This is a genomic window from Paenibacillus pabuli NBRC 13638 (assembly GCF_001514495.1).
Lineage (GTDB): Bacteria > Bacillota > Bacilli > Paenibacillales > Paenibacillaceae > Paenibacillus > Paenibacillus pabuli.
This window is the reverse complement of record NZ_BCNM01000010.1, coordinates 185,134-207,587: the sequence shown is the minus strand read 5'-3', so window position 1 is coordinate 207,587 and position 22,454 is coordinate 185,134. Positions and strand designations below refer to the sequence as shown.

27 protein-coding genes are annotated in these 22,454 nt (G+C 47.3%); 3 read left to right on the top strand and 24 right to left on the bottom strand.

The window, feature by feature from the left end:
- Position 1 precedes the first annotated feature (1 nt).
- From PPA03S_RS15370 to PPA03S_RS15325, 10 genes are all read right to left on the bottom strand, one after another.
- Complete coding sequence (locus PPA03S_RS15370; protein ID WP_062324178.1) at positions 2-1,096, bottom strand: CgeB family protein; 1,095 nt, start codon at positions 1,094-1,096, stop codon at positions 2-4.
- A gap of 258 nt (positions 1,097-1,354) precedes the next feature.
- The gene (locus PPA03S_RS15365) at positions 1,355-1,696 is read right to left on the bottom strand and encodes a hypothetical protein (RefSeq protein ID WP_157284181.1); all 342 of its coding nucleotides are present in this window, start codon (positions 1,694-1,696) and stop codon (positions 1,355-1,357) included.
- Complete coding sequence (locus PPA03S_RS15360) at positions 1,626-1,997, bottom strand: hypothetical protein (protein ID WP_326100026.1); 372 nt, start codon at positions 1,995-1,997, stop codon at positions 1,626-1,628. The genes PPA03S_RS15365 and PPA03S_RS15360 overlap by 71 nt, the downstream gene beginning before the upstream one ends.
- On the bottom strand, positions 1,994-2,332 hold the full coding sequence (locus PPA03S_RS15355) for an alpha-helical endospore appendage domain-containing protein (RefSeq protein ID WP_062324222.1): 339 nt from the start codon (positions 2,330-2,332) through the stop codon (positions 1,994-1,996). Before PPA03S_RS15355 ends, PPA03S_RS15360 begins: the two co-directional genes overlap by 4 nt.
- Positions 2,333-2,355: 23 nt before the next feature.
- Positions 2,356-2,643 carry a hypothetical protein gene (locus PPA03S_RS15350; RefSeq protein ID WP_062324176.1) on the bottom strand — a complete coding sequence of 96 codons (288 nt, stop codon included), beginning with the start codon at positions 2,641-2,643 and terminating at the stop codon, positions 2,356-2,358.
- Between the two features lie 121 nt (positions 2,644-2,764).
- Positions 2,765-3,517 carry an amino acid ABC transporter ATP-binding protein gene (locus PPA03S_RS15345; protein WP_062324175.1) on the bottom strand — a complete coding sequence of 251 codons (753 nt, stop codon included), beginning with the start codon at positions 3,515-3,517 and terminating at the stop codon, positions 2,765-2,767.
- Entirely contained in the window at positions 3,514-4,224 is a 711-nt protein-coding gene (locus PPA03S_RS15340) for an amino acid ABC transporter permease (protein ID WP_062324174.1), read from the bottom strand. Before PPA03S_RS15340 ends, PPA03S_RS15345 begins: the two co-directional genes overlap by 4 nt.
- Before the next feature lie 4 nt (positions 4,225-4,228).
- Positions 4,229-4,972 (bottom strand): amino acid ABC transporter permease, encoded by a 744-nt coding sequence (locus tag PPA03S_RS15335; protein WP_062324173.1) that lies wholly within the window; start codon positions 4,970-4,972, stop codon positions 4,229-4,231.
- Between the two features lie 26 nt (positions 4,973-4,998).
- A complete protein-coding gene (locus tag PPA03S_RS15330; protein ID WP_062324172.1) occupies positions 4,999-5,838 on the bottom strand; it encodes a transporter substrate-binding domain-containing protein in 840 nt (279 codons plus the stop codon).
- Positions 5,839-6,119: 281 nt separating this feature from the next.
- Positions 6,120-6,449, bottom strand: coding sequence for a hypothetical protein (locus tag PPA03S_RS15325; protein ID WP_062324171.1), 330 nt, complete (start codon positions 6,447-6,449; stop codon positions 6,120-6,122).
- A gap of 265 nt (positions 6,450-6,714) precedes the next feature.
- Between PPA03S_RS15325 and PPA03S_RS15320 the strand changes: the two genes are divergently transcribed.
- Complete coding sequence (locus PPA03S_RS15320) at positions 6,715-7,251, top strand: GNAT family N-acetyltransferase (RefSeq protein WP_068964118.1); 537 nt, start codon at positions 6,715-6,717, stop codon at positions 7,249-7,251.
- Positions 7,252-7,394: 143 nt separating this feature from the next.
- On the opposite strand, the gene modB is transcribed toward PPA03S_RS15320, so the two are convergent.
- Entirely contained in the window at positions 7,395-8,078 is a 684-nt protein-coding gene (modB, locus tag PPA03S_RS15315; RefSeq protein ID WP_062324170.1) for a molybdate ABC transporter permease subunit, read from the bottom strand.
- The gene (modA, locus tag PPA03S_RS15310; protein WP_062324169.1) at positions 8,075-8,947 is read right to left on the bottom strand and encodes a molybdate ABC transporter substrate-binding protein; all 873 of its coding nucleotides are present in this window, start codon (positions 8,945-8,947) and stop codon (positions 8,075-8,077) included. Before modA ends, modB begins: the two co-directional genes overlap by 4 nt.
- 237 nt (positions 8,948-9,184) lie before the next feature.
- Here modA and PPA03S_RS15305 point away from each other — a divergent pair, with 237 nt between their 5' ends.
- Entirely contained in the window at positions 9,185-10,228 is a 1,044-nt protein-coding gene (locus PPA03S_RS15305; RefSeq protein WP_062324168.1) for a helix-turn-helix transcriptional regulator, read from the top strand.
- 142 nt (positions 10,229-10,370) lie between these two features.
- On the opposite strand, the gene PPA03S_RS15300 is transcribed toward PPA03S_RS15305, so the two are convergent.
- A complete protein-coding gene (locus tag PPA03S_RS15300; RefSeq protein WP_062324167.1) occupies positions 10,371-12,443 on the bottom strand; it encodes a beta-galactosidase in 2,073 nt (690 codons plus the stop codon).
- A gap of 181 nt (positions 12,444-12,624) precedes the next feature.
- Between PPA03S_RS15300 and PPA03S_RS15295 the strand changes: the two genes are divergently transcribed.
- Complete coding sequence (locus PPA03S_RS15295; protein WP_062324166.1) at positions 12,625-13,476, top strand: helix-turn-helix transcriptional regulator; 852 nt, start codon at positions 12,625-12,627, stop codon at positions 13,474-13,476.
- Positions 13,477-13,549: 73 nt separating this feature from the next.
- On the opposite strand, the gene PPA03S_RS15290 is transcribed toward PPA03S_RS15295, so the two are convergent.
- The 11 genes from PPA03S_RS15290 to opp1B all read right to left on the bottom strand — a co-directional run bounded on the left by PPA03S_RS15290 (position 13,550) and on the right by opp1B (position 22,452).
- Complete coding sequence (locus PPA03S_RS15290) at positions 13,550-13,783, bottom strand: helix-turn-helix domain-containing protein (protein WP_062324165.1); 234 nt, start codon at positions 13,781-13,783, stop codon at positions 13,550-13,552.
- Positions 13,784-13,792: 9 nt separating this feature from the next.
- A complete protein-coding gene (locus PPA03S_RS15285; protein WP_062324164.1) occupies positions 13,793-14,269 on the bottom strand; it encodes a DUF2975 domain-containing protein in 477 nt (158 codons plus the stop codon).
- A 208-nt stretch (positions 14,270-14,477) separates the two neighbouring features.
- Positions 14,478-14,813 carry a DUF3024 domain-containing protein gene (locus tag PPA03S_RS15280; protein ID WP_245683627.1) on the bottom strand — a complete coding sequence of 112 codons (336 nt, stop codon included), beginning with the start codon at positions 14,811-14,813 and terminating at the stop codon, positions 14,478-14,480.
- A 43-nt stretch (positions 14,814-14,856) separates the two neighbouring features.
- The gene (rpsN, locus tag PPA03S_RS15275) at positions 14,857-15,126 is read right to left on the bottom strand and encodes a 30S ribosomal protein S14 (RefSeq protein WP_062324162.1); all 270 of its coding nucleotides are present in this window, start codon (positions 15,124-15,126) and stop codon (positions 14,857-14,859) included.
- A 53-nt stretch (positions 15,127-15,179) separates the two neighbouring features.
- The gene (locus tag PPA03S_RS15270) at positions 15,180-16,376 is read right to left on the bottom strand and encodes a GTP-binding protein (RefSeq protein ID WP_062324161.1); all 1,197 of its coding nucleotides are present in this window, start codon (positions 16,374-16,376) and stop codon (positions 15,180-15,182) included.
- Between the two features lie 247 nt (positions 16,377-16,623).
- Positions 16,624-17,850 carry a staphylopine family metallophore export MFS transporter CntE gene (cntE, locus tag PPA03S_RS15265; RefSeq protein ID WP_068964112.1) on the bottom strand — a complete coding sequence of 409 codons (1,227 nt, stop codon included), beginning with the start codon at positions 17,848-17,850 and terminating at the stop codon, positions 16,624-16,626.
- 27 nt (positions 17,851-17,877) lie between these two features.
- Complete coding sequence (gene cntE, locus PPA03S_RS15260) at positions 17,878-19,074, bottom strand: staphylopine family metallophore export MFS transporter CntE (RefSeq protein ID WP_062324160.1); 1,197 nt, start codon at positions 19,072-19,074, stop codon at positions 17,878-17,880.
- Complete coding sequence (locus tag PPA03S_RS15255) at positions 19,071-19,835, bottom strand: ABC transporter ATP-binding protein (protein ID WP_062324159.1); 765 nt, start codon at positions 19,833-19,835, stop codon at positions 19,071-19,073. Before PPA03S_RS15255 ends, cntE (PPA03S_RS15260) begins: the two co-directional genes overlap by 4 nt.
- On the bottom strand, positions 19,813-20,646 hold the full coding sequence (gene cntD, locus PPA03S_RS15250) for a staphylopine uptake ABC transporter ATP-binding protein CntD (protein ID WP_062324158.1): 834 nt from the start codon (positions 20,644-20,646) through the stop codon (positions 19,813-19,815). The genes PPA03S_RS15255 and cntD overlap by 23 nt, the downstream gene beginning before the upstream one ends.
- A complete protein-coding gene (gene cntC, locus PPA03S_RS15245) occupies positions 20,627-21,520 on the bottom strand; it encodes a staphylopine uptake ABC transporter permease subunit CntC (RefSeq protein ID WP_062324157.1) in 894 nt (297 codons plus the stop codon). Before cntC ends, cntD begins: the two co-directional genes overlap by 20 nt.
- The gene (gene opp1B, locus PPA03S_RS15240) at positions 21,520-22,452 is read right to left on the bottom strand and encodes a nickel/cobalt ABC transporter permease (RefSeq protein WP_062324156.1); all 933 of its coding nucleotides are present in this window, start codon (positions 22,450-22,452) and stop codon (positions 21,520-21,522) included. Before opp1B ends, cntC begins: the two co-directional genes overlap by 1 nt.
- Positions 22,453-22,454 lie beyond the last annotated feature (2 nt).

Sequence of the window (22,454 nt, the reverse complement as noted above, 5' to 3'; positions counted from 1 at the left end):
TCTACACATGCCCCAGCAGCTGAGCGATACGACGGGTGAACGTATGCTGATTCATCGTGGTGAGCAGCCCCCGCCAAGCCAAGGCTTGGCGTTCTTCTTCATGATGAAGGTAATACTTGATTTTGCGCTGGAGCTCAGCCGCGGTTGTAAAGGTCTCAATGTCATATCCAGGCCGGTAATAACGGGGCAGATCCTGGCGCGCATCCGTAATCTGCATCGTTCCGCAAGCACTGATCTCATACGTACGCGGATTAATGGAATGACCCTCGAGATGATGCGTATTGCGATTGTCTTCTCCATTTTCGCAAGTCCGGTGAATGTTAATGACGATTTTGGCGCCGTTATAATAATCGACGGTTGTTCCGGGATCAATCCAGCCTTCATGGATGAAGCGGCCAAGAACATCGAAGCGTGTAAGACGGTTCCACTGGCTGCCGGCAATAAACACTCTTTTGTCTGCCAGAAAAGGAGCCAGCTCGTCGAACAGCGCAATCCGGTTCCAGAACCCGGTGCCGATAAAACAAATGTCGTACTGGTGCTGAGGTGCCGTACGCCTTGGTTGAAACATCCCCGGATTCACACCGAGCGGCATATAAATCACCCGATTCGCTCCATGTGCCGTATAGAAGGGTACAGCCGCTTCCTCATGCGTGAACACGACATCATAATGCTGACAGATGGTTGTTGTATCTTCGGTAAAATACGGATCATCCACAAACCATACCGCCGTTCGAATACCCAGTGCCCTTATGCCGTTCACCTGTTCCAGATGATCGGGAGGAAATACGTGCAGTCCATTCATAACCAATACCAGGTCTGGTCTGTGCTGGCTGGCATCCTGCAGCATGGTTGCCGGCGATCCGACAACACACTCACGTACAGATTGCTGCAATGCCAAAGTGACGCCTTCATCGATGGCATCGAATCCCTGCGGAATATACAGCACTTTCATATCCCGCACGGTCGGCTCAAACATCTCCACTCGCTCCATCATCGCTTGACAGCCGCCAAATCTGCGGCCTTCTGCATATCCGCCGCGGTATGCCGTCTCCGCTTCTGTAGGCGGTCTGTGTCGTCGTTTTGCCACATCCTTCACCCTGTCTTCCTTCAGGAGATCCGATTTCGGATTCTCCCCGAGATTGGTGTTCCCTCTAAAGGATATGCCCCGGGGTCAGATGCATCATGGACGGGTGTCCTGCAAGGCGCAAAATTGGCGTCTGCCCTCCACATCTGCCTGCACGGGCATGTCCGCATCTGCGGTAACACAAATAACCCGGAGGGATCTGTCCCCCCGGGCAATCGTCATACACTGGACATGTATCTATAACCACCAGGTACATGCACACTTATTCTGTTATTGCGCTTTGTAAGCCAGTTGATGTCCGTCCTCGAACCCCTTGGCGAAACCCGCGTTGAATCCCTCGTTGTACGCTTCGTTGTACCCCTGGCTGTAGGCGCTGTCCGGGTTCGGATCGGTAGGGGTAGCCGGGACGAACGGTTGTGCCGGCTTCAGACTCCGGTGCCGTCGTACCGCACGTTTCTTTTTTTTGAGCCACGCACTGCGTCCTTTAAGGGTACGTTTGTGCAATACACGTTTGCCTCTGAGCGCACGCAGTTTACGGATTTTACGCAGACGGGCTCCGCGGGCAAGCAGAGTTCTTTTCGTTCTCAGACGTATTTTTTTCTTCTTTAACATGTGAACATTCCTCCTGTATATTCCGGACCATACGTAACGCATAGCCAGGGTCCTTGAGCCAAGGCGTTCCAGGCTCTCCATGCTGGATCCGTGCCAGCCTTATACCCGTAACCATCCGGGACATCTCTTCTTGATAACGGCTCAGCAAACGAATGTTCTCGGCGAGACTGCGGGCGGATACTTCCGAGTGGGCAGACACGCTGGCCACACTGTCCAGAATACGGGCAAGCGCCTGCTGACTATGTGCGATGGATTCAATGAGGGCCAGTTTCGCTTCCTGCTCACGCCGCAACAAACTCATTTTTCGAGATCCCCCATATCCATACCGCCAAACATGCCGCTGTCCATACCGCCCTCTTCACCATCGTTCTGCACCATGATCGCTTTCAAATTGTTGCACAATCCGGTTTCCATCCGGGTCAATCCTTCCAGTATTTCCACCAGCTGATCATGCATTTTGAGTGGCTCTGCCACCTGATCACCATGGGTCAAAAAAGCTTCACCGTTCAGATGGTTCAGCGCCCAGTTCCTTACCTTCTCGGCTTCGATCGCCTTAGCCTCCAGAATGAGGGCAATATTCCACTGCATTTTGGCGGCTGCATCCAACATCAGGATAAGGCTTTGTTCTCTACTCATGTCCATTCACCCGCCTTCCGGGCTTATTCTTCCTCTTGAACCGCCATCTCCTTCATGACCTGGGTCAGCGTTTCGGCTACAGCTTCTTCCAGATCTGCAAGGCCTCCCAAATAGGAGATGATACTTTTGTTGATTTGTCCCGAGCTATCCAGCAGACCGTCAACGCCATCCAGCTCCGGTTCGATATCTGGCAAATGATTGATGATTTCAGACATGCGCACAGCGACTTGGCGTTTGGCATCCAGCACACGTGCGATCTGCTGGTGGGAATGTGCAATATGTGTGATGATTTCATCGATTTTGCTCTGCATGATCCTCCTCCTTACCGTCACGGCCTGCTTCACCCATAGAAAAACCCGGCCTATCAGCATTTGCCTGCTACAGCATATGCCGGGCCGGGATCGTCAGTTACTCCAGCTTGCGCCTATATCGTCAGATGACATAACTCCAGTCAGAAGAATATCGACTGAGGAATTGGCGAGTGCGTTCCTGTTGGGGACGTACAAACACTTCTTCCGGTGTTCCTTCCTCCACCACGGAACCTCCATCCATAAAAACAACCCGATTCGCCACTTCACGGGCAAAACCCATTTCATGGGTGACCACAATCATGGTAATGCCTTCCTGGGCAATGGATCGAATGACGGACAGTACTTCGCCCACCAGCTCCGGATCAAGCGCCGAAGTAGGTTCATCGAACAAAATCACCTCGGGATTCAGTGCCAGCGCCCGTGCAATGCCTACCCGCTGCTGTTGTCCACCTGACAACATGCTGGGGTACTCATTGATTTTGGCGGACAGTCCCACTTGTTCAAGGACACGCAACGCCCGTTCACGAGCGTCTGCTTTGGATACTTTTTGGGCGATGATTAACCCTTCCGTAACGTTATCCAGCACTGTTTTATGTTTGAACAGATTATAATGCTGGAACACCATTGCCGTTTTTCGCCTTAACTGCACGATATCATGTTTACGCGCATGCTTGCAGTCTACGGTAAATCCGCTGATCTGTACCTTGCCCTCATCGGCACGTTCAAGAAAATTCACACAGCGCAGCAATGTCGTTTTACCCGACCCGCTCGGTCCAAGAATGGCAACAACATCCCCCTGCTCCACAGTCAGATCAATGCCTTTCAACACTTCCTGCTGACCAAAAGATTTGTGTATATTCGTCAGTGAAATCATGACACCCCTCCTTTGCTATACACGGCAACTCTGCGTTCAAGCAAAGCTGTAATCCGTTCAGCGATCACTGTCAGAGCCCAATAGATCAATGCGGCAGCAATGAAAGCCTCCAGAAATTTCAGGCTGACCGAAGCGACCACATCCGCTTTGCCGAGAATATCCATCTGCGACACGGTAAACGCAAGTGTTGATCCATGCAGAAAACCAACAAACATGCTGCACAGATTCGGCAGAACCGCACCAACCGCCTGAGGTAAAATAATCCGTCTCAATGCCTGGGAGGTACTCATGCCTACCGCATGTGCAGCCTCCATCTGCCCCGTGTCCACCGCCAGAATGCCGGATCGGATAATCTCAGACATATAGGCTCCCGCAGTTAACGAGAAGGCGAATAGCACAAACACCAGAATCGGAATGGAAGACGACTGAAAGGCCCAGCCGTACCGGGCAGCAAGCTTGTCGATAATCAACGGAATTCCGTAATAGATTAGGAACAAGTGCATTAGCATCGGTGTCCCCCGAAAAAACGAGACATAGAAATCAGCGATTCGATAGAGCCAGGAAACCTTATAGATTCGAATTAAAGCAGTGACCAAACCAACGCCAAAGCCTGCGATCAACGGTACAATCGTAATGACGAGTGTCAGTGGCAATGCCTTTAGAATCTGGAAAAAGGATGTATAGATAAAGTTGAAATCAATAGACATTCACTCACCCCGCTATTCGTTTCAGGCGTTCAGCTCTTACCGCCGGCCCGCGTACTTCCCGCTTACGTTCATGACGCTGGAGTCTGCGTTCTGCCAGCGCAAAACCTTTTTCAAGGACAAGTACGATAATATAGTAAACGACGGACAGACTGATATACACTTCAAGCGCATGCGATGTAGCCGAGATCAGCGTTTGTCCTCTGCCCACCATGTCCATAACTCCAATGGAAAAAGCCAGTGACGTATCCTTTAACGAGCCAATCAACGTATTCGCCATATTCGGAAAAGCAACAATGAGTGCCTGCGGAACCACAATGCGCCGAAACGACTGAAACGTAGTCAAGCCCGCAGCATAAGCTGCTTCCGTCTGTCCCTTGTCTACACTGCGTACAGCTCCGCGAAAGATTTCGGCAAAGGACGCTGCATCACTCATCGCATAGGTCACGATGACGAAAACCAGCGGATCGGTCCTCGACAGATCCATGCCCATGGGTTTAAGCAATTCAGGTAATCCATAATAGACTAGGAACAACTTGATGAGAATCGGTGTGCCCCGCATGAAAGAGACGTACAGGGTCGCAAGCTGGCTCAGCACCGGAATCCGGTATAATCTCGGAACCGCCAGAAGCACACCGCCCACAAGGCCCAGTACAATGGAACCGCCTAGCACAATCAGTGTAATATGCAAATATCGCAGCAGTTCAGGGACGAAATCCAGAACCAATGACAGATCGAATGATTTACCCATAACCGTCGCTCACCTTTCCCAACGAACTATTCCTCAACCGTGTAATCCGCTCCCAGCCATTCGGTGCTCAATTTGCTCAATGTTCCATCTTCCTTGATTGATTTGAGCGCATCATCAATTTTCGTTTTGAGCTCCTCCTCGTCCTTGTTCAGGATGAAATACACTTTGGAGTTGGACAGAGCGTCTCCTACAGTTTTCAACTGTGCATCCACCACTTTATTCTGATAATCGATAGCAAACTGCGTGCTGATGGTTGCATCCACCCGCCCTGTTTTGATCTGAGTATTCGTATCTTCCCCTGCTCCGGAATAGACAATATCAATGGCGTTGCCATTCGCTGCATTCCATTTCTCAGCCAATACGGCCGCATTACTAGTAGCCCCGACAATCAGTTTTTTACCCTTCAGATCCTCGATGGACTTTACATCCTGGTTTTTCTCACTGACGACAATTTTATTTGGAAAAATATTATAGGCTTCATCATTAAACAGGAACTTGGCCTGTCGTTCTTCATTGACTTCCATCTGATGAGCGATCAGATCAATCTTCTTCGTTTCCAGACTTAACAGCAGGTTTTTGAACTCCATGGTGCTGAATTCAAATTCATACTCAGGCAATCGTTTATCAATCTCGCGAATCAGCTCTACATCGTAACCTGTCAGCTTGCCATTCTCATCAATGAAGCAAACATTCGGGAACTGCGTACCCGTACCCACGATAATCTTCGTTACTTTATCTTTACCGGATGCCGAAGCTGAGTCACTTTCTTTCGCTGCATTGCCTGAGCTGCATCCTGCCAGCACCGCCAGCATCGTCATGAACAGCAGCGCCGTCCGAATTCTCTGAATCCCCCGCTTTTTCACCATTCCCATTCTCCTCCATAAGCTGTGATTCACAGCCAATATAATATCTACTCCAGCCTCTGACTTTAACAAACCATTCTTACTTGTATAGTCGGAATTAGGTTGATCAAAGAATAGCACTGTATGTCATATCGAGGCAATATATATGCTAATAGGACATCCTGATAACATTATAGATTTTCTCTATGTGTAGGCATTACCTGATTCAAGAGCGTATCAAAAAGAAGCCATCCTGAACGGGACAGCTTCTTCAAACACGGATTACTTTAATTTAACACACGCCTCTATCTTCGACTTGCCCATTTAATTTTACGCGCCACTTCCAGACGTTGCAATTGCAAGCGTTCGATTCGTTCCTCAAACTTCTCGCGTTCATCTTTGGAATGAGCTGCATGAATCTGGTGGCAGAGACCTGTCAATTTGCTGTTGATATAATCTAATCTCATCCATAATTCTTGTTCAGGTGTGCGCTGCTCCGCTTCCGGCTGAAATATCTTGAGTTGGTGGATAAGGGACTGCTGCCATTCCTGATCCTCAATCTGAATAGCAAAATGCAAAAGATCCAGATAGTCGTCAATTTGCAACGATACACCGCAATCCGGTTTAGTATTCATAAACGTCTCTCTCCTCATTTCAGTTCTTGGCTGGAATCAGTCACTTCTATTTTACAGGATAGAGCATGCTTAGGCGAGTCCTGAACGATTAAATTATGGAAAAAGTTTTGTTATTTTTGCATATAGAAGCTTTCGATGGACGTATAGACAGATCTGATTTGAGAATTATATTCCCCCATTGAAATTCATGATAAAATAACACCAAAATATTTAAACCAACTTAACGGGTTGGAATAGTTAATTTTCATAGAAGGGATTGATCGCCATGACCGAACAATACCGATTGGCTACACTTGAAGATGCCGAACAATTGCAGGCTGTTACCGTTGATGCCTATGAGACGATTCGGGCCCTGAACATTCCTTTTCCAGCCGGACACGCTACACTGGAAGTCATCCAGAATAATATTGTACAGCATGAATGCTACATTCTTGAAAAAGGGGGAGCAATCATTGCCACCGTTACCCTTGATCGAGCCGAAGATGTACAGCGGCAGGCCATCAGCCCCTATCCTTTCATCCGCTGGTTCGCGGTAAGTCCGGCCCATAAAAGCCAGGGTTATGGCTCCAAACTGCTGGATTGGGTAGAGCAACATATCATTCTGCAAAAGCTTGATGCCCCTGCCGTATTTCTGGCAACGGCGACCCGCCATCCCTGGCTTGCTCCCATGTATGAACGGCGGGGATATGAACCTTTTCACCTCAAAACGGTACAGACACCTGATCGGCAGGAAGAGATTGTATTTATGATCAAAACGCTCGACCCTTCACGTTATCAGACACCTTCTGTACAAATAGGCTGAACAAAGAACGGCTTGGTTGAACGTTAGCATACATGATATTCGGTATACGCAGCCTGTGTAAATGAAAACCCGCTCCGAGGAAAGATTCCTTGAGCGGGTTTTTGAATGCTCATCCCTATCCCTTTCAATTTAAATGGCCCAAATTACGCCTTCCCGTCACGCGGCTGTCTGGTTAAGAGCAGCATGATAAATGAAATGATAATAATAGAACCCGTCCACGCCCAGGCCATCGTCTGATTGCCTGAATCCACAGCCACATAGATCGCAGTGGGTACCGTTTGCGTTTTGCCCGGAATATTGCCTGCGATCATGAGCGTGGCCCCGAATTCCCCCAGTGCGCGAGCGAAGCCCAGGATGAAAGCCGTCATCAACGCTCTGCCCGCAAGTGGAAGCGAGATATAACGAAATACCTGCCATTCGTTCGCTCCAATAGAGCGGCCTGCATCTTCCAGATCACGATCCACACCACTGAATCCCGATTTCATCGTCTGATACACAAGTGGAAAAGCAACCACCACCGAAGCAATCACCGCAGCCCACCAGGTGAAGATAACCGGTGCGGAGAATATGGCTTCAATCCATTGTCCAAACAGACTTTTACGCCCCAGTATGACAAGTAACAGAAATCCAACCACCGTAGGAGGAAGGACTAACGGCAGCATAAATGCTGTTTCCAGCAGAATCTTTCCCCGAAATGAAGAACGTGACATCTTCCAGGCTATCGCAATTCCGAGCACAGTGGCCACCACGCTGGATAACAGCGCAACCTGAAGTGACAAGCGCACCGGTGACCAGAATACGGACCAGTCTATGGCGTTCACAGTCATTCCGGAATTGTGAATCCGTATTTCGCGAAGATATCCAGTACTTCAGGGGTTTGTAAATACGCATAAAATTGTTCGGCCTCTGTACGGTGTTTGGTTCCTTCAATAATGCCTATTGGATAATTGGCTGGTGTGTAGCTGTTCTTGTCCACCTCAAACGCAATTTTCACCTGATCCGAAGTAAGAGCATCCGTTTTATATACAAATCCTGCATCAGCGTTGCCTGTCTGTACATATTGAAGAACCTGTCTAACGTCTTTCCCCTGCACAAGTTTACTTTCCAGTTCATCCCACAGCTTGGCATTGGTCAGAGCTTCCTTGGCATAGGTTCCCGCAGGAACACTTTCCGGAATCCCAATGGCTACCGTCTTGATGGAGTCGCTGGTGAGATCCGTTTCACTGGTTACTGTGTGGGTCCCATCTGCTGGCACTATGGCCACCAGTGAATTCTGTAGCAGATTCTTCTGATCGCCCGATGCAATCAGGTTTTCATCCACTAGCGCATTCATATTTTTTGTTGCCGCCGATACAAAGACATCAGCCGGGGCACCCTGTTCAATCTGCTGTTGCAAGGCACCCGAGGCGCCAAAGTTAAAATTAAGTTCTATATGAGGATTAGCTAGCTCATAATTGGTTTCAATCTCTTTCATCGCATCGGTCAGACTTGCCGCCGCAGAGATTGTCAGATCTACCGTTTCCTGCGGATCGTTATTTCCTGCTGATGAACTTTCACCTGATGCAGCTGGCGTTGAGGTTGTTTGTTCTGCACCCGTGGATGTATTCGTAGTGCCCGTGTTTGCGCCGCAACCAGCCAATACAAGAGCCAGTCCCAGTGACATACTTCCCAACACATATCCGATTCTCTTTCTCATTCATTTCTCCCCCAACGTTATCTTTAGATATAACTAGTTATAATTGATTATATCTAATTATACACAAGACAAAAAAAATGGGAAGGTGATTAAGATCACATTTGATTTTTGTTATCTGTCCTATGCGTTTATTGCGTGTTCTCAGGTTTATGGCATCCCTCAATTAATGATATAGTACAAGAAACATTCATAATAAAACCATAATTGCTCTATACCTTTGAAGGAGGATCTTCACTTATGACGGAGGAGCAATCCTACACAACCGAAGAAATATCCAAGCTACTCAAAATATCGAAACTGACGGTCTATGACCTGATCAAAAAAGGAGACCTCGTCGCATACCGTGTGGGTAAACAAATGCGAATTGATGCAACCGATCTGGAGGCATATAAACGTCGCTCCAAGCAACTTCAGTCCTCAGGTCAACGTATCCCGACTTCTCATCAGACCTCGGAATCAGGGACTCAGCCAAGTCAGGGTGATTTTCAGGGAACTTCCTTACAATCGACTACACCCGTTGGGTCTCCGCATGCGATTACTCCAGCGAGTTCTGCTCTTGCAATGACTGCTGTACCACGGCATCTGGTCATAACAGGTCAGGATGTCAGTCTGGATATTCTAATGCGCCATATGGAAAAACAAACTCGGGACATTCGTCCGCTACGCTCGTTCATGGGTAGTCTGGATGGGCTTATCTCGATGTATCGCGGTGAGTCCGATCTGGTCAGCACCCATCTGCTCGACGGAGATACCGGTGAGTATAATCTGCCGTACATTCGCAAAATTTTGACGGGTCGGTCTTATGTTGTGGTGAACCTGCTATCACGTCCTGCCGGACTGTATGTACAGCGTGGCAATCCGCAGAACTTACAGAATTGGACCGATCTGAGCAAGCCTGAACTTCGACTCGCTAACCGGGAGATAGGTTCTGGCGCGCGAGTATTGCTGGATGAGCAACTTCGACTGCATGGAATTCCTGCCGCAGGTCTGATCGGATATCAAGTCGAAGAAACCAGCCACATGGGCGTGGCGGCCAAAGTCAGTTCAGGAGAAGCTGATGTCGGAGTTGGCATTGAAAAGGCTGCGCGACTTGTGGGACAGGTTGATTTTGTCCCGCTCACTCAGGAGCGCTATGATCTGGTCATGCTGAGGAAGCAAGGTAATGAAGCTTGGACAGAATCTGTCCTGCGAATTCTCCAATCGCCGGAGTTCAGGCAGGAACTGCAATCATTCGAGGGATATGACGTATCCCGGACAGGTGAGATTTTGTACGAAGCATAGTTATACGAAATACAACCAAAAACACTCATGCTTAATGGATGTTACACATCACATCATGCATATACAAAACGCCTTGCAATGGCTGCAAGGCGTTTTTGGTGTTTCTTTCTATATATAATACATATGTGGATGAATGAATTTCTTAATGTGGCAAATCGATCTCAAAAATGAATACACCACACGCGGGCATGTTGATCTCATTCTGAAGTGTTGTACCTGACAGTAACTCTTTTGCTTGCTTCTTAAGCTTGATAGCCACTTGTTGATCCGAGTAGTTCAGTAAAAAGACATAAGCTTTATCCTTACCGGAACGGATACCAAGCTCAACTTCGGAAGGTACCTCTACCAGGTCACCCACAGGTGAAGATAGCCCTATTTCATCCAGGAGAGCATCTACGACCGGTTCATTGTAAGCCGCTCCATAATACCATACTTGCCCCTGACCTACCGTACGTTTGGTCAATGCAGGACTACCTGCATAATATTCGGATGTATACTCAGCCACAACCTGTACGTCAGCATGCTCCACATGAAGAACTTCGTTAAATCCGGCCGTTGACGTTCCCTCCCGAAGTCGCTCACTCCCCCCACTCCATTGCAGTTTGGCTGCGGGAATGGTTCCTTTGATTAATGTAAAGTCCTCTACGGTTACACCACACAACTCAGCGACAGCCCCAGGGAATGGTCTCATATAACAATGCCCCTTGAGATCCTTATATCCGGTGCGAGCACCGAAAAACAGAGTGCCTCCTTGACTGACATAGGCTTGGAGAAGTTCTGCTGTCTCGTCTGTCATGATGGCCGGGTGAGCATAGATGATCACCTTATATTCGGATAACTCTTTCAGTGTAGTCGTTGGTTGCAGTGTAACCATGTCCGTCGGAATATGACGATACTGGAGCTGCTTATACCAGGAGCGTACACTCTGTTGCTGAAGCGGACCGTGCCATTCGTCCAACTCTCCGTCCCAGATGTTATCGTAATCTTGTAGGATCGCAACATCGGCTTGATATGTAGTGCCCGCAATAACACGCCCGATCTTGGCAAACTCTTCCCCTACTTGTGCAACCTCGCGTACCCTTCTGTTGGGTTGATTATGGTAATCATTGATGCCATGCCAGTACATCTCGGTGCCAAATGTTGCCGTCCGCCAGCGGAAGTAGACGAGCAGATCTGTTCCGTGAAGAACAGATTGATACGACCATAATCGGATCTGTCCCGGTCTTGGCGTACCCATACCGATACTATCAACCCAACCTCCTGGTCCAGACTGTTGTTCCATGACGCAAAAGTTCGGTGACATATTGCGTACGTTCGACAGTTTCATGCTCCAGGCCCGATCTTGTAATGAGTTACCGTCTGTCCCTGGGAAGATCGTCGCAAACTGCGGATACGAATCATAGGAGAAGAAATCCAACAGGTCTTCTGTCATTTCATGATTATCCAAATGTCCAAACGTACCATTTGTTGTGATCCAATGTTTCGGATCCAGTTCCCGAATGATGTCCACCTGAAGCTTGGCAAATGAAATGGTATTTGCTGAGATGAATCTCTTTTCATCTAGTGCCAAATGAGGGTTGGGCGATTGGCTGACCATATTTCGGGTAAGGTGAACTTGCTCCCAGTCAGTATAGGTCTGACTCCAGAAAACGGTTCCCCATGCTTGGTTCAGGTTCTCCAGCGATTCATAACGATCCTTTAACCATTCACGGAAGGCGATATGGTCAGCCTCAGCATAGAAAACATCCATATGACAATTGAATTCGTTATCGATCTGCCATCCAATGAGAGCCGGATGATCTTTATAGGCACTCACCATATTACGCACGATTTTTTCACATTGCTGTCTGTAGATTGGGCTGCTGTAGTTGGTATGACGCCGCATACCGTGTTGATACAATACCCCGTCCTTATTCGCGTTTAATACTTCAGGATATTTGGATGTTAACCACGCTGGTGGAGTTGCAGTAGGTGTTCCCAAAATAACGCTCAAACCATATTGATGCGCCAGATCCAGTGCCTTCTGGAAAAAACTAAAATCGAACTGACCTTCTTCCGGTTCAAAGATGGACCATGCGAATTCAGCCATCCGAATAACTGTGATATTCATCTCTTTCATTCTACGGAAATCGTCCTCCCACAACGCTTCCGACCAGTGCTCAGGGTAATAACAGACCCCCATTTTTAATTCATCCATTTGGATTGATTTTGCCACCTTTAATTGCCCCCTTAACCTGCCATATTGCCTCCATTCTATTGGAACCTTCACATATAATAAATGACAAGATTATGCGACTTATAATAAAATATTGTCATTGCCCAAGATTCAAATAACAGTGGGCTGAATCTATTTCAGTTCACTACATAAAAATATTGCGTTCAAATGGAGGATGCACGTGAAAGAACACATCTTTCTCCCCAAGCCGGTTTTCCCCAGACATGTATGCTTTCCCGATTTTATTGGAGGGTACAGTGACTTTCCGAAGCATCATGTGAATCGGGAATATCGAACCAAAGAAATTAATTTGGATCAATGCTACAATTTGCACCTTGTCCTGGACGGTAAAGGATTCCTGGACACGGGAACCACTCGTTATGAGCTAACACGGGGGCAGGGATTCCTCTATGGTCCCGGTCTCAGACAAACCTACTACTCAGATTCGGATGATCCTTGGAGTATTCGTTGGATTCATTTTTATGGCGTTCGTCTCGAAGAACTGTTAAATGGAAAAGGAGTGGACGAGCCATGGCTGTTTCAATGTTCCAACTTCCCGGTGATTACCAGGCTGATGGATCGATTACTAGACCTAGGAAGAGGCTATCAAGTGGAAGATGAACACAGCATGGCAGCTACTCTATATGAGCTTCTGACCCGATTGCAATCCGCAGCGAGCCGAATCAATGTTTCGTTGAATCACACTTCAGAGCGAATTCGTGAAGCAGGGAATTATATTCGTTCCCATAGTAACGAGCATATTACACTTGAACACGTTGCCGGGATAGCCGGATACAGTACAACATACTTTAGCCGTAAGTTCAGTCAGACGTTTGGAATCTCTTTCCCGGAATTCCTCTTGGAATCCAGGCTACTACACGCAAAGCAGCTGCTCGCGACAACGAACCTTTCCATTAAACAAATTACGCTGGAAACGGGATTTTCACAGTCAAGCTACTTCATCCGATGTTTTAAAACCCAGGAAAATGTAACGCCTATGCAATTTCGAATGATGCACAATCATTCCTTATAGGCACAAGTTCCTTGATATGCTGACGCAAAAGAAGACTCTGCATATAATATGCAGAGTCTTCTTCGCTCATTTTTCAGGAATGCGCATCCGTATCTTCATTCTCGTCGGCCTTATATTCCAATATATCTCCAGGCTGACAATCCAGTGCTTTACAGATGGCATCCAGAGTGGATAAACGGATCGCTTTTGCTTTTCCTGTTTTTAATATGGAAATATTGGCGATCGTGATCTCAACTCTCTCTGCAAGCTCGGTAACCGTCATTTTCCGCTTTGCCAACATCACATCAATATTGATTATAATGGCCATATATTCACCTCAGACCACTAGGTCATTTTCTGATTTAATATCAATCGCTTCCTGTAACAATCTTTGGAGCACAGCGGAAAACACTGCGATGACCAATGAAGCAAAAATAGGAACCATTCCCATTAGAATGAGGCCTGGGGCATCATCTTTCTCTGCTACAACATAAACAAATGGCAACATCACAAAATAGAGACTACTGATTACAATAGCACAATATTTTATTGTTTTTAAGGATTTCACTGACATTAGAGAGAACGCTTCATTTTTGTCGATGTAGCTCAGCAGACGGAATGCCTGGTACAGTGCAACGATAAACGGAATAACTGACACATACATAATAATCACTATAGGGTATAGTACACCTGCATAATTCGGATTCACCGGATTGTTCGCTAACCAGGGTATGCCGAATATACATAAGGCAAGAATGGGAACACCAATAAGCAACACAGCTAATTTTAAAAAGATGGTTGTACCTCGCTTCACAAAAAGCACCTCACTTGTTTTAAGTGATATGAATTTATCATAATATTTATCGTTTCACAATAAATTTTTATTGTAAAACAGATTTTATTTATTCTTTTACCCATTAAGGAAGGAAGATCAAAAGATCGTCTCCCTCTTTGCTTCATTGATTCTTGGACACAAAAAAAGCCCAAAGATAGCCACTGAATGTGGTTATCTTTGAACTCGCTCACATGCGCCAGAACAGTCCAGCCTCATCCCGTTCCACCTGCTCAAGCACATTCTCAAAATCAGAACAAGGTGTAATAACATCTACCGGATTCCAGCTGCTCTGTTCATCTCTGGCATACACTTTCCACTGATTTTCTTCCCAGTAAAATCGAGCAATATGCATCTTGTCCCATTGATACCGTTCCTCGGCGGGTCTTTCTTCGGTCAGGATCAATTCATTGTCATTCATCACATACGTCAACTTCACCATCGTACGCAGTGGCGCGGGTACCTTCTCGTGAATATATCCGTTCATTACGGACTCAATTCTCCGTAACGTAAACAAGTCCAGCATGAAGATGCACATCCTTTCAGCGAAATACCACCCCTTGATCATTTTACCAGCTGGATTTTGTTACGCCAGGAATCTGTCCTTGATGGGCCAGTTCTCTGAACTTAATTCGAGACACCTTGAACTTGCGTAGATAACCTCGCGGGCGACCTGTCACTTCACAACGGTTCTTCAAACGAGTTGGAGATGCATTCCGTGGCAATTTCTGCAATGCCTCGTAATCCCCTTTTTCCTTCAGCTCCCGGCGCAGGTTCGCATATTTTGCTACTATCGCCTGGCGTTGCTTCTCACGTACCACTTTTGATTTCTTAGCCATGAGTTACAGCTCCTTTATCCATTGAATTTATGTTTAGAACATCAACTTCCCAGTTATACGACTTCCACAGGCCATGGCAGGGGATTGTCGAAATGACCCCAGTCGGCCAGCATTTCTTCATCACTGAGCAGACACTGATCCAGCTCATCTTCAATGCTGGCACGTTCCATGTCGATTCCGATCATGACAAGCTCCGTTTGACGATCTCCCCACTGGGCATCCCATTTCTCCAGAACGTCCGGCTCGTTACGCAAAATTTCTTCCTTATCCGCTTCCGGCAACGCCGCGACCCAATGTCCCGCAGGACCGAACTGAATGGATGGCCCTGCCTGACTAAGGCTTGCAGCAACATCCCCTTCAGCCGCGAGCCATACCAATCCTTTGGCACGTACTACTTCTTCCGGCCAGTAACTCATGAACTCAGCCAGACGAGAAGGATGGAATGGCTTTCTGCGGCGATAGACGAAGGAACCAATGCCATATTCCTCGGTTTCCGGTGTATGCGACTCCTTCTCCAGCTCCTGAATCCATCCAGCGGACATGCTCACTTTCTCAAAATCAAAGCGACTCGTATTCAGAATCTCAGACGGATTCACCTGTCCATTCTCAGTCCGAATGATCTTGGCGTTAGGCTGTAACTTGCGGATGACCCCTTCGAGCTTGTTCAGCTCGGTGTCATCGACCAGATCACATTTGTTCAGCAGCAGCACATCACAGGTTTCGATCTGATCGATCAACAAGTCTACGACGTCACGGGTGTCCTCATCTCCGGTCGCCTGATTACGATCCAGAAGACTCTGTCCTGATCCAAAATCATGCCAGAATCGATTGGCATCCACCACCGTTACCAGACAATCCAATCGGGCTAGGCGAGTCAGATCAATACCCGATTCCTCATCGGCGTATGTAAAGGTCTGTGCAACTGGAACAGGTTCACTGATGCCGGTGGATTCGATCAAAATATAGTCATACTTGCCTTCGTTCACCAGCTTTTCAATCTCCTGCATCAGATCATCCCGCAAGGTGCAGCAGATACAGCCGTTCGACAACTCCACCAACTTCTCTTCGGTTCGAGACAAGGTTGCCTCCCCCTTAACCAACGCAGCATCAATGTTCACCTCACTCATGTCGTTGACGATCACCGCAACTTTGAGCCCCTGTCTGTTGTTCAACACATGATTCAAAACAGTCGTTTTCCCTGAACCGAGGTAACCACTCAGTACGGTTACCGGAACTTGCTTTTGTGTCATAGATCTCTACTCCTTATATTTGCAGTCTGTGTAACCTGGACTTTAATAGTAATTATTACGATTAACAACAATGACTATAATCCTGTTGAACGATGTTGTCAAATCATTTTTAATGAAAAATCAAAAAAACCTCAGCCAAAAAAAGGCCTATGACCTGCCTCCTGTAGCTTCGAATCATAATGATGTGTCTCCAGAAAAAATCAGTCCATACGCCTTTCATTTTTTTCTTATATACGCCGCCATACAATCAGGTCGCCGCCACCGATTTAGCCCTATTCCCTGCTTCCATTCGTTGCCTGAAGGCCAAGACGAGAATCATGGCTGTAACGGATAACAGCGTGCAGATTGTAAACATGGTTGAATACGAACTTATTTGTACAATTAATCCCATCGCAAGCCCGCCCAGAGAGAATCCCAGATCATACGAGGACATGAAAATACCCATGAGTACATATCTGGAATCGGTCGGCAGTACAAATGATAAATAAGTGGTTAATGTCGGGTACAGCAATGCCACGGCAAAACCACTGAACACCGCAGACAGGTACACCAGCGGACCGATCGTCTCTGACAGGGCGAGCAGCTGGGTTCCCAGTGCTGCACATAACAGCAGACCCGCCATCAGCCATGTATTCCAGCTGCCGTCGGAAGGAATTTTTTTGCGCAGAATGAATCTGCACAAGATGACAACCAACCCCTGGATCGTTAAAAACACGCCCGCGCTCGCCTTTCCGGTCGATACCATATACAGCGGAAGAAAGGTCGCGGTGGCTCCAAATACACATGAAGCAAACAGCATAACTACGCTGCTGATCAACAGTGGTGTGCTGCGCCAGATGCCGCCGAATGACCGCACCATATCCCCCAGCGTATACGATTTATTCTGGACCGTGCTTCGGGGCAAGTCCACGTAATAGCCGATCAGGAGCGGAAGGGCCGCCAAACCGATCATTAGCAAAGTAAACCAGATGTCGCTGGCATTTTCCCAGATCTGGATGGCGAGTAGGGGAATGACCAGAGACGGTACCATCGTAAAAAGGGTATACATGGACAATCCCTGAGCCCGCTCCTTGTCCTCCAGCTTTTCCACAATGCCAGCCTGCATCGTCATGGAAAAAAAGGCCGTAGCTACACCTTGCAGCGCCCGCAGCCACAAATACGTCTCCACACCAAAAACAACAAACAACAGCAACGTTGCAGCATGCAAAATTAACAGCCACTTCATTACCTGTAGCGGACCGTAACGCCCTAGAAGCTGTGCAGCAAAAGGCCTGAGCAGCATACACGTAAACATGTACGCCCCCATCATCAGGCCAATCTCGGCCTGGTTCAACCCCGCTGCCTCACTCCGCAAAGGGAGAATAATCGTCAAAGCTGAATTCGCGGCAAAAAATAAAAAGGCTAACAAATAAAACCGGATAAATGAAAAAGATACCGGGTTTAATGTGCCACCTGTCGTTACAGAAGGCTTCAAAACATCGTCCCCACTTTCTAGCTGCAGTTAACTCACAGACACATCGGTGACTGGTTTTCTTCGTTCGTAGGCAAAAGCCATCATTACCGCCCCTAGGATAGCACAAATCATGTACATAAACGAGTAGGAGGATAGATCAGCGATCGGTCCCATCAACACCCCGCCCAGAGATACACCCAGATCTGCTGTCGCAATAAATAAACCGATTAACACATTCCGGTTCAGCTGTGGCAGCACAAAGGATAAATAGGTGGTTAACGTTGGATAGAGAATGGATTGAGCGATACCCATCAAGATGGCCCCCACATACAAAAGGACAGCTCCTCCTGTGATTGCCCGGCTTACACATAGTGCGGCTGCGGCCAACAGCAGCATCGTTCCCATGATAAAAGGTGCGTGCCACCTGCCATCAGAAGGGATTTTTTTACGTAACATGATCCGAGCGAATACAACGGTTCCTGCCTGAAGCATCAGATAGACACCCGCATTGCCGCTTGGCAATTGACTGGCGTACAGGGGAATAAAGGTCGTGATGGCACCGAACACAACGGAAGCACTGAGCATTAATACACTGCATCTAAACAAGAATGGATTTTGCACCAATTGACGAAAGGATTGAAACATGCTTACGGTCTGCTCCGATGGATTTCCAGCAGGATGCTGCTCTTTGCTCTTGTCCATCTTGGCCGTATAACCGAAGACGCCTGTACAAACGGCAATACCGATCAGAACGACTGTAAAATAGTCCATCCCGCCTGTCTGCCAGATTCCTAGCGCCAAGACAGGTCCCACAATACCGGGAATATAACTGAACAACGAATAATAGGAAATGCCCTGGGAACGGTCTTTCTCCGGCAGGGCATCAATAATGCCAATCTGCAAAGCCATGGAAAAGAACGCGGTCGATACCCCCTGTAAAATACGAGCCACCAGATAGCCCCCAAGACCAGTAAACGTATATAAAATTAAGGCAAAACCGTTGATAATCAGAATAAAACGCAGCACTTTAATCGGCCCGCGCTTTTGAATGATCCGCCCGGCCCATGGCCTGAAAAACATGGTGGTAAACATATAGGCGCCCATAATCAGCCCAATGGTTGTACTGCTCGCTCCCAAGGATTCACCCTGTAAAGGGATAATCACATTAAGAATGGCGTTTGCACTAAAATACAGAAGAACTAGGATATACAAACGCAGAAAGGGCCAAGACATCGCTCCACTCATCCTTGGTCCTCCCCCTGGAACGTAATTAAATAGGTTAATAATTTCCTGGCATACTCGGACTGAACATCCTTCAGCTGCTCAATAGGTACCATTTCCTCAATCTGACCGTCCCTGAAAATAATAACCCTGTCGCAAATATAGGCTGCCGCCTGAATATCATGCGTAATGAATACGTAGCTCATCTGATAGAATTGCTTTAATTCTTTTAACAATCGCAGCACCTGAATCTGCACAGACACATCCAGCGAACTGATGGCTTCATCGAATACAATGCATCGGGGTTCTGTGGATATGGCTCTCGCAATACACACTCTCTGTGCCTCTCCACCGGATAATTCATGCGGATATTTGAGCCTGTAGGAAGAGTCTAATCCCACTTGATGCAACAATGTATCCACTTTGCTTTGCATATGGGCTTCCACTTTTCCCTGAGCCTTCAAAGGCTCCATAATGGCTTCCTCCACCGTAAGAAACGGATTTATGGAGGATGTATAATTTTGAAATACAGCACTGATGCTGCCCATTCGCACGCTACGATTATTCACGTTTTTCCCCTCAAATAAAATACGCCCGCGATCAGGCTTCTCGAGACCCAGGATCAGACGGCCCAATGTCGACTTACCGCTTCCGCTTTCACCGATGATGCCGAGACATTCGCCATGCTGGCATTCAAATGCAACTTTTTTCAATATCTTCTGTCTTTGTTTGGAGAATAATCCGCCTTGTTTATAGGACTTTTCAATCCCATCCACCTTGAGCATCTGTATCCCCTCCCTGCATCAATTTCCTGAAATGATTGCTCAGCTCCAACCGGGTGGAAACCAAATATTGAGTATAGGCATGCTTCGGCTTCGTAAAAACAGACCGAATGTGCCCACTTTCGACAATGGCTCCGTCTTTCATGACCATCACTTCATCTGCAATCTTCTGGACCACACCGAGGTCATGGGATATAAACAGCATGGAACAACCCATTCGTTCGCGCAGTCGAATCAATTGTTCAACCACTTCATATTGAGAGATCGTATCCAGTGCCGTTGTAGGTTCATCCGCAATGATCAGATCCGGCTCCAACACAAGTGCCAATGCAATCATAATTCGCTGCAGCATGCCCCCTGATAGCTGATGTGGATATTGATTCAGGATTTCCTGCGGATTCTTTAACATGACGCCTTCCATGGCGCTAATAATCTTCCGTTCGCTCTCTTTGTTATTCCAGTCGAAATGCGTCTGTAGCGTCTCACGGATATGAACGCCGATCACTGAAGAAGGGTCAAATGCGCTCATGCCATTTTGCAGAATCATGCACAGGTTTTTGCCTCTTTTTCGTCTCATCTCTTGTTCAGAAAGCTGGTTCATGTCCTCGCCTTTGAAGAGAATCGTTCCGGATTGGCGAATCCAGGGTTTATTCAAACGCATAATGGACCTGCATGTGACGGACTTGCCACTTCCGCTTTCCCCGACAATGGCCAGACAGCTTCCTTGTTTGACCTGAAATGAGCTGTTATGAATAATGACCTTGTCCGTATGGGCATCCCAGATCTTCAAATGTTTAACCTCTACTATATTCATAAACGGCCTTTTCCACCTCTTTATTACGAAGCTTACCTCGGGAAGTCGAAGTCACTAATTGGGGGTCCAAAGCGACCTGAAGTGCATCCGACAAAAAATTAAAGGCTGACACCACAATGACAATGGCTAGTCCAGGTGCCAGCATCAACTCCGGTCTGGAGAACATGACTTCCCTAGTCTCATTCAACATCATCCCCCATTCGGCATGTGGGGCCTGGATTCCCAAACCCAGAAAGGAGAGCCCTGAAATCTGTAACATCATTGAACACATGGAGCTACTAGCGACCACCGCAACATCGGCAAATGTAACCGGAACAATATGCCTGGTTATAATTCTAAAGCTGCCAATGCCAGAGGCTTTGGCGAATTTTACATAGTCCATCTCGGAGAACTGCATCACCGATGTCCGAATGACGCGGGCAAACCACGCCCATTTCATGACCACAAACGCAATCAGAATATGTTCAAGTCCCGCACCCAGAATGCCGACCACTGCCAGTGTCATGACGTATCCCGGAAAAGACAGCATGACATCACATAGTCTCATGATCCAAGCATCTGTCTTCCCCTTGAAGTACCCCGCGATAAATCCGACGACAGCTCCGACCAGAACAGATATCATCAAGGCAACCAAAACCCATAGCACACTGGGACGAATACCATAAATGAGTCTGGATAACACACATCTGCCCAAATGATCATTTCCTAACCAATAACTCCAAGAGGAGGCAGCATATCGAAGCTTCATATTCACTTCCTCCGGATCATGAGGTGCACACAACGGCGCAAATATGCCCGCAGCAATAATGATCACAATAACAGCGAGCGATGTCATCGCAAGCTTGTCTTTGCTTAAATTTCTTAATACTCGCATTAGAGATCCTTTCTTAATCTGGGATTCATCGCCGCATTGATCACGTCAGAAATCGTATTAAACAGCACAAAGGTTACGGCCAAAATAAGAACATACGCCTGAATAATTGGGAAATCCCGATTGAGGATGGACCGCACGCTCAACCTCCCGAGTCCCGGCCAGGCAAACACATTTTCAATCACAACCGTACTGCCGAGCACAATGGGGATCGCCATGCAAAATATGGATACCGCCACTTGCAGTGAATTTCGTAAAATATGCAGGGTCACCTTCCGTTCACTTAAGCCGCTTGCCCTTCCATAGAGCACGTAATCCTCATTCATGTTGCTTAGCATTGAACTCCGGACCGTTCTAAAATAAATGCCTGTATAACTCACCGTAATCACAATCACCGGGAGAATATAACTCTTCAACGAATCCATTCCGCTCGTAGGCAGCAAGTCCAACTTGACGGAAAAAGTCCAGATCATGATAGCTGCGAGCCAGTACGATGGCATTGCGGTCAGGACAAACGAGAGGCCTCTGACCGATTTATCAACGGCTTTTCCTTCTCTCATAGCACAGATCACACCCAACAGGATGGAGAATCCAATAATGAACACCGATGATGCCAGCGTTAATTTTAATGTGTTCAGTAAGGCAGGACCAACCAGGGACCACACCGGTTCACCGGATACATACGAGCTGCCAAAATCAAGCTGCATACAGGCCATCAACCAATTCACATACTGAATGACGAACGGTTGATCGAACCCCAATGCTTCATTCGTTCGAGCGATTAATTCATCCGTGATCTGAGGAACCTCCTGTGCCTGTAATACAACTACGGCGGGGTCCAGGGGCGAAAGGTTAATGAGTACAAACGTTATCAATGAAATGACGAACAGCAGGGGTATGGCGAGCAATATCCGTTTGACTATATAACTTCCCATAT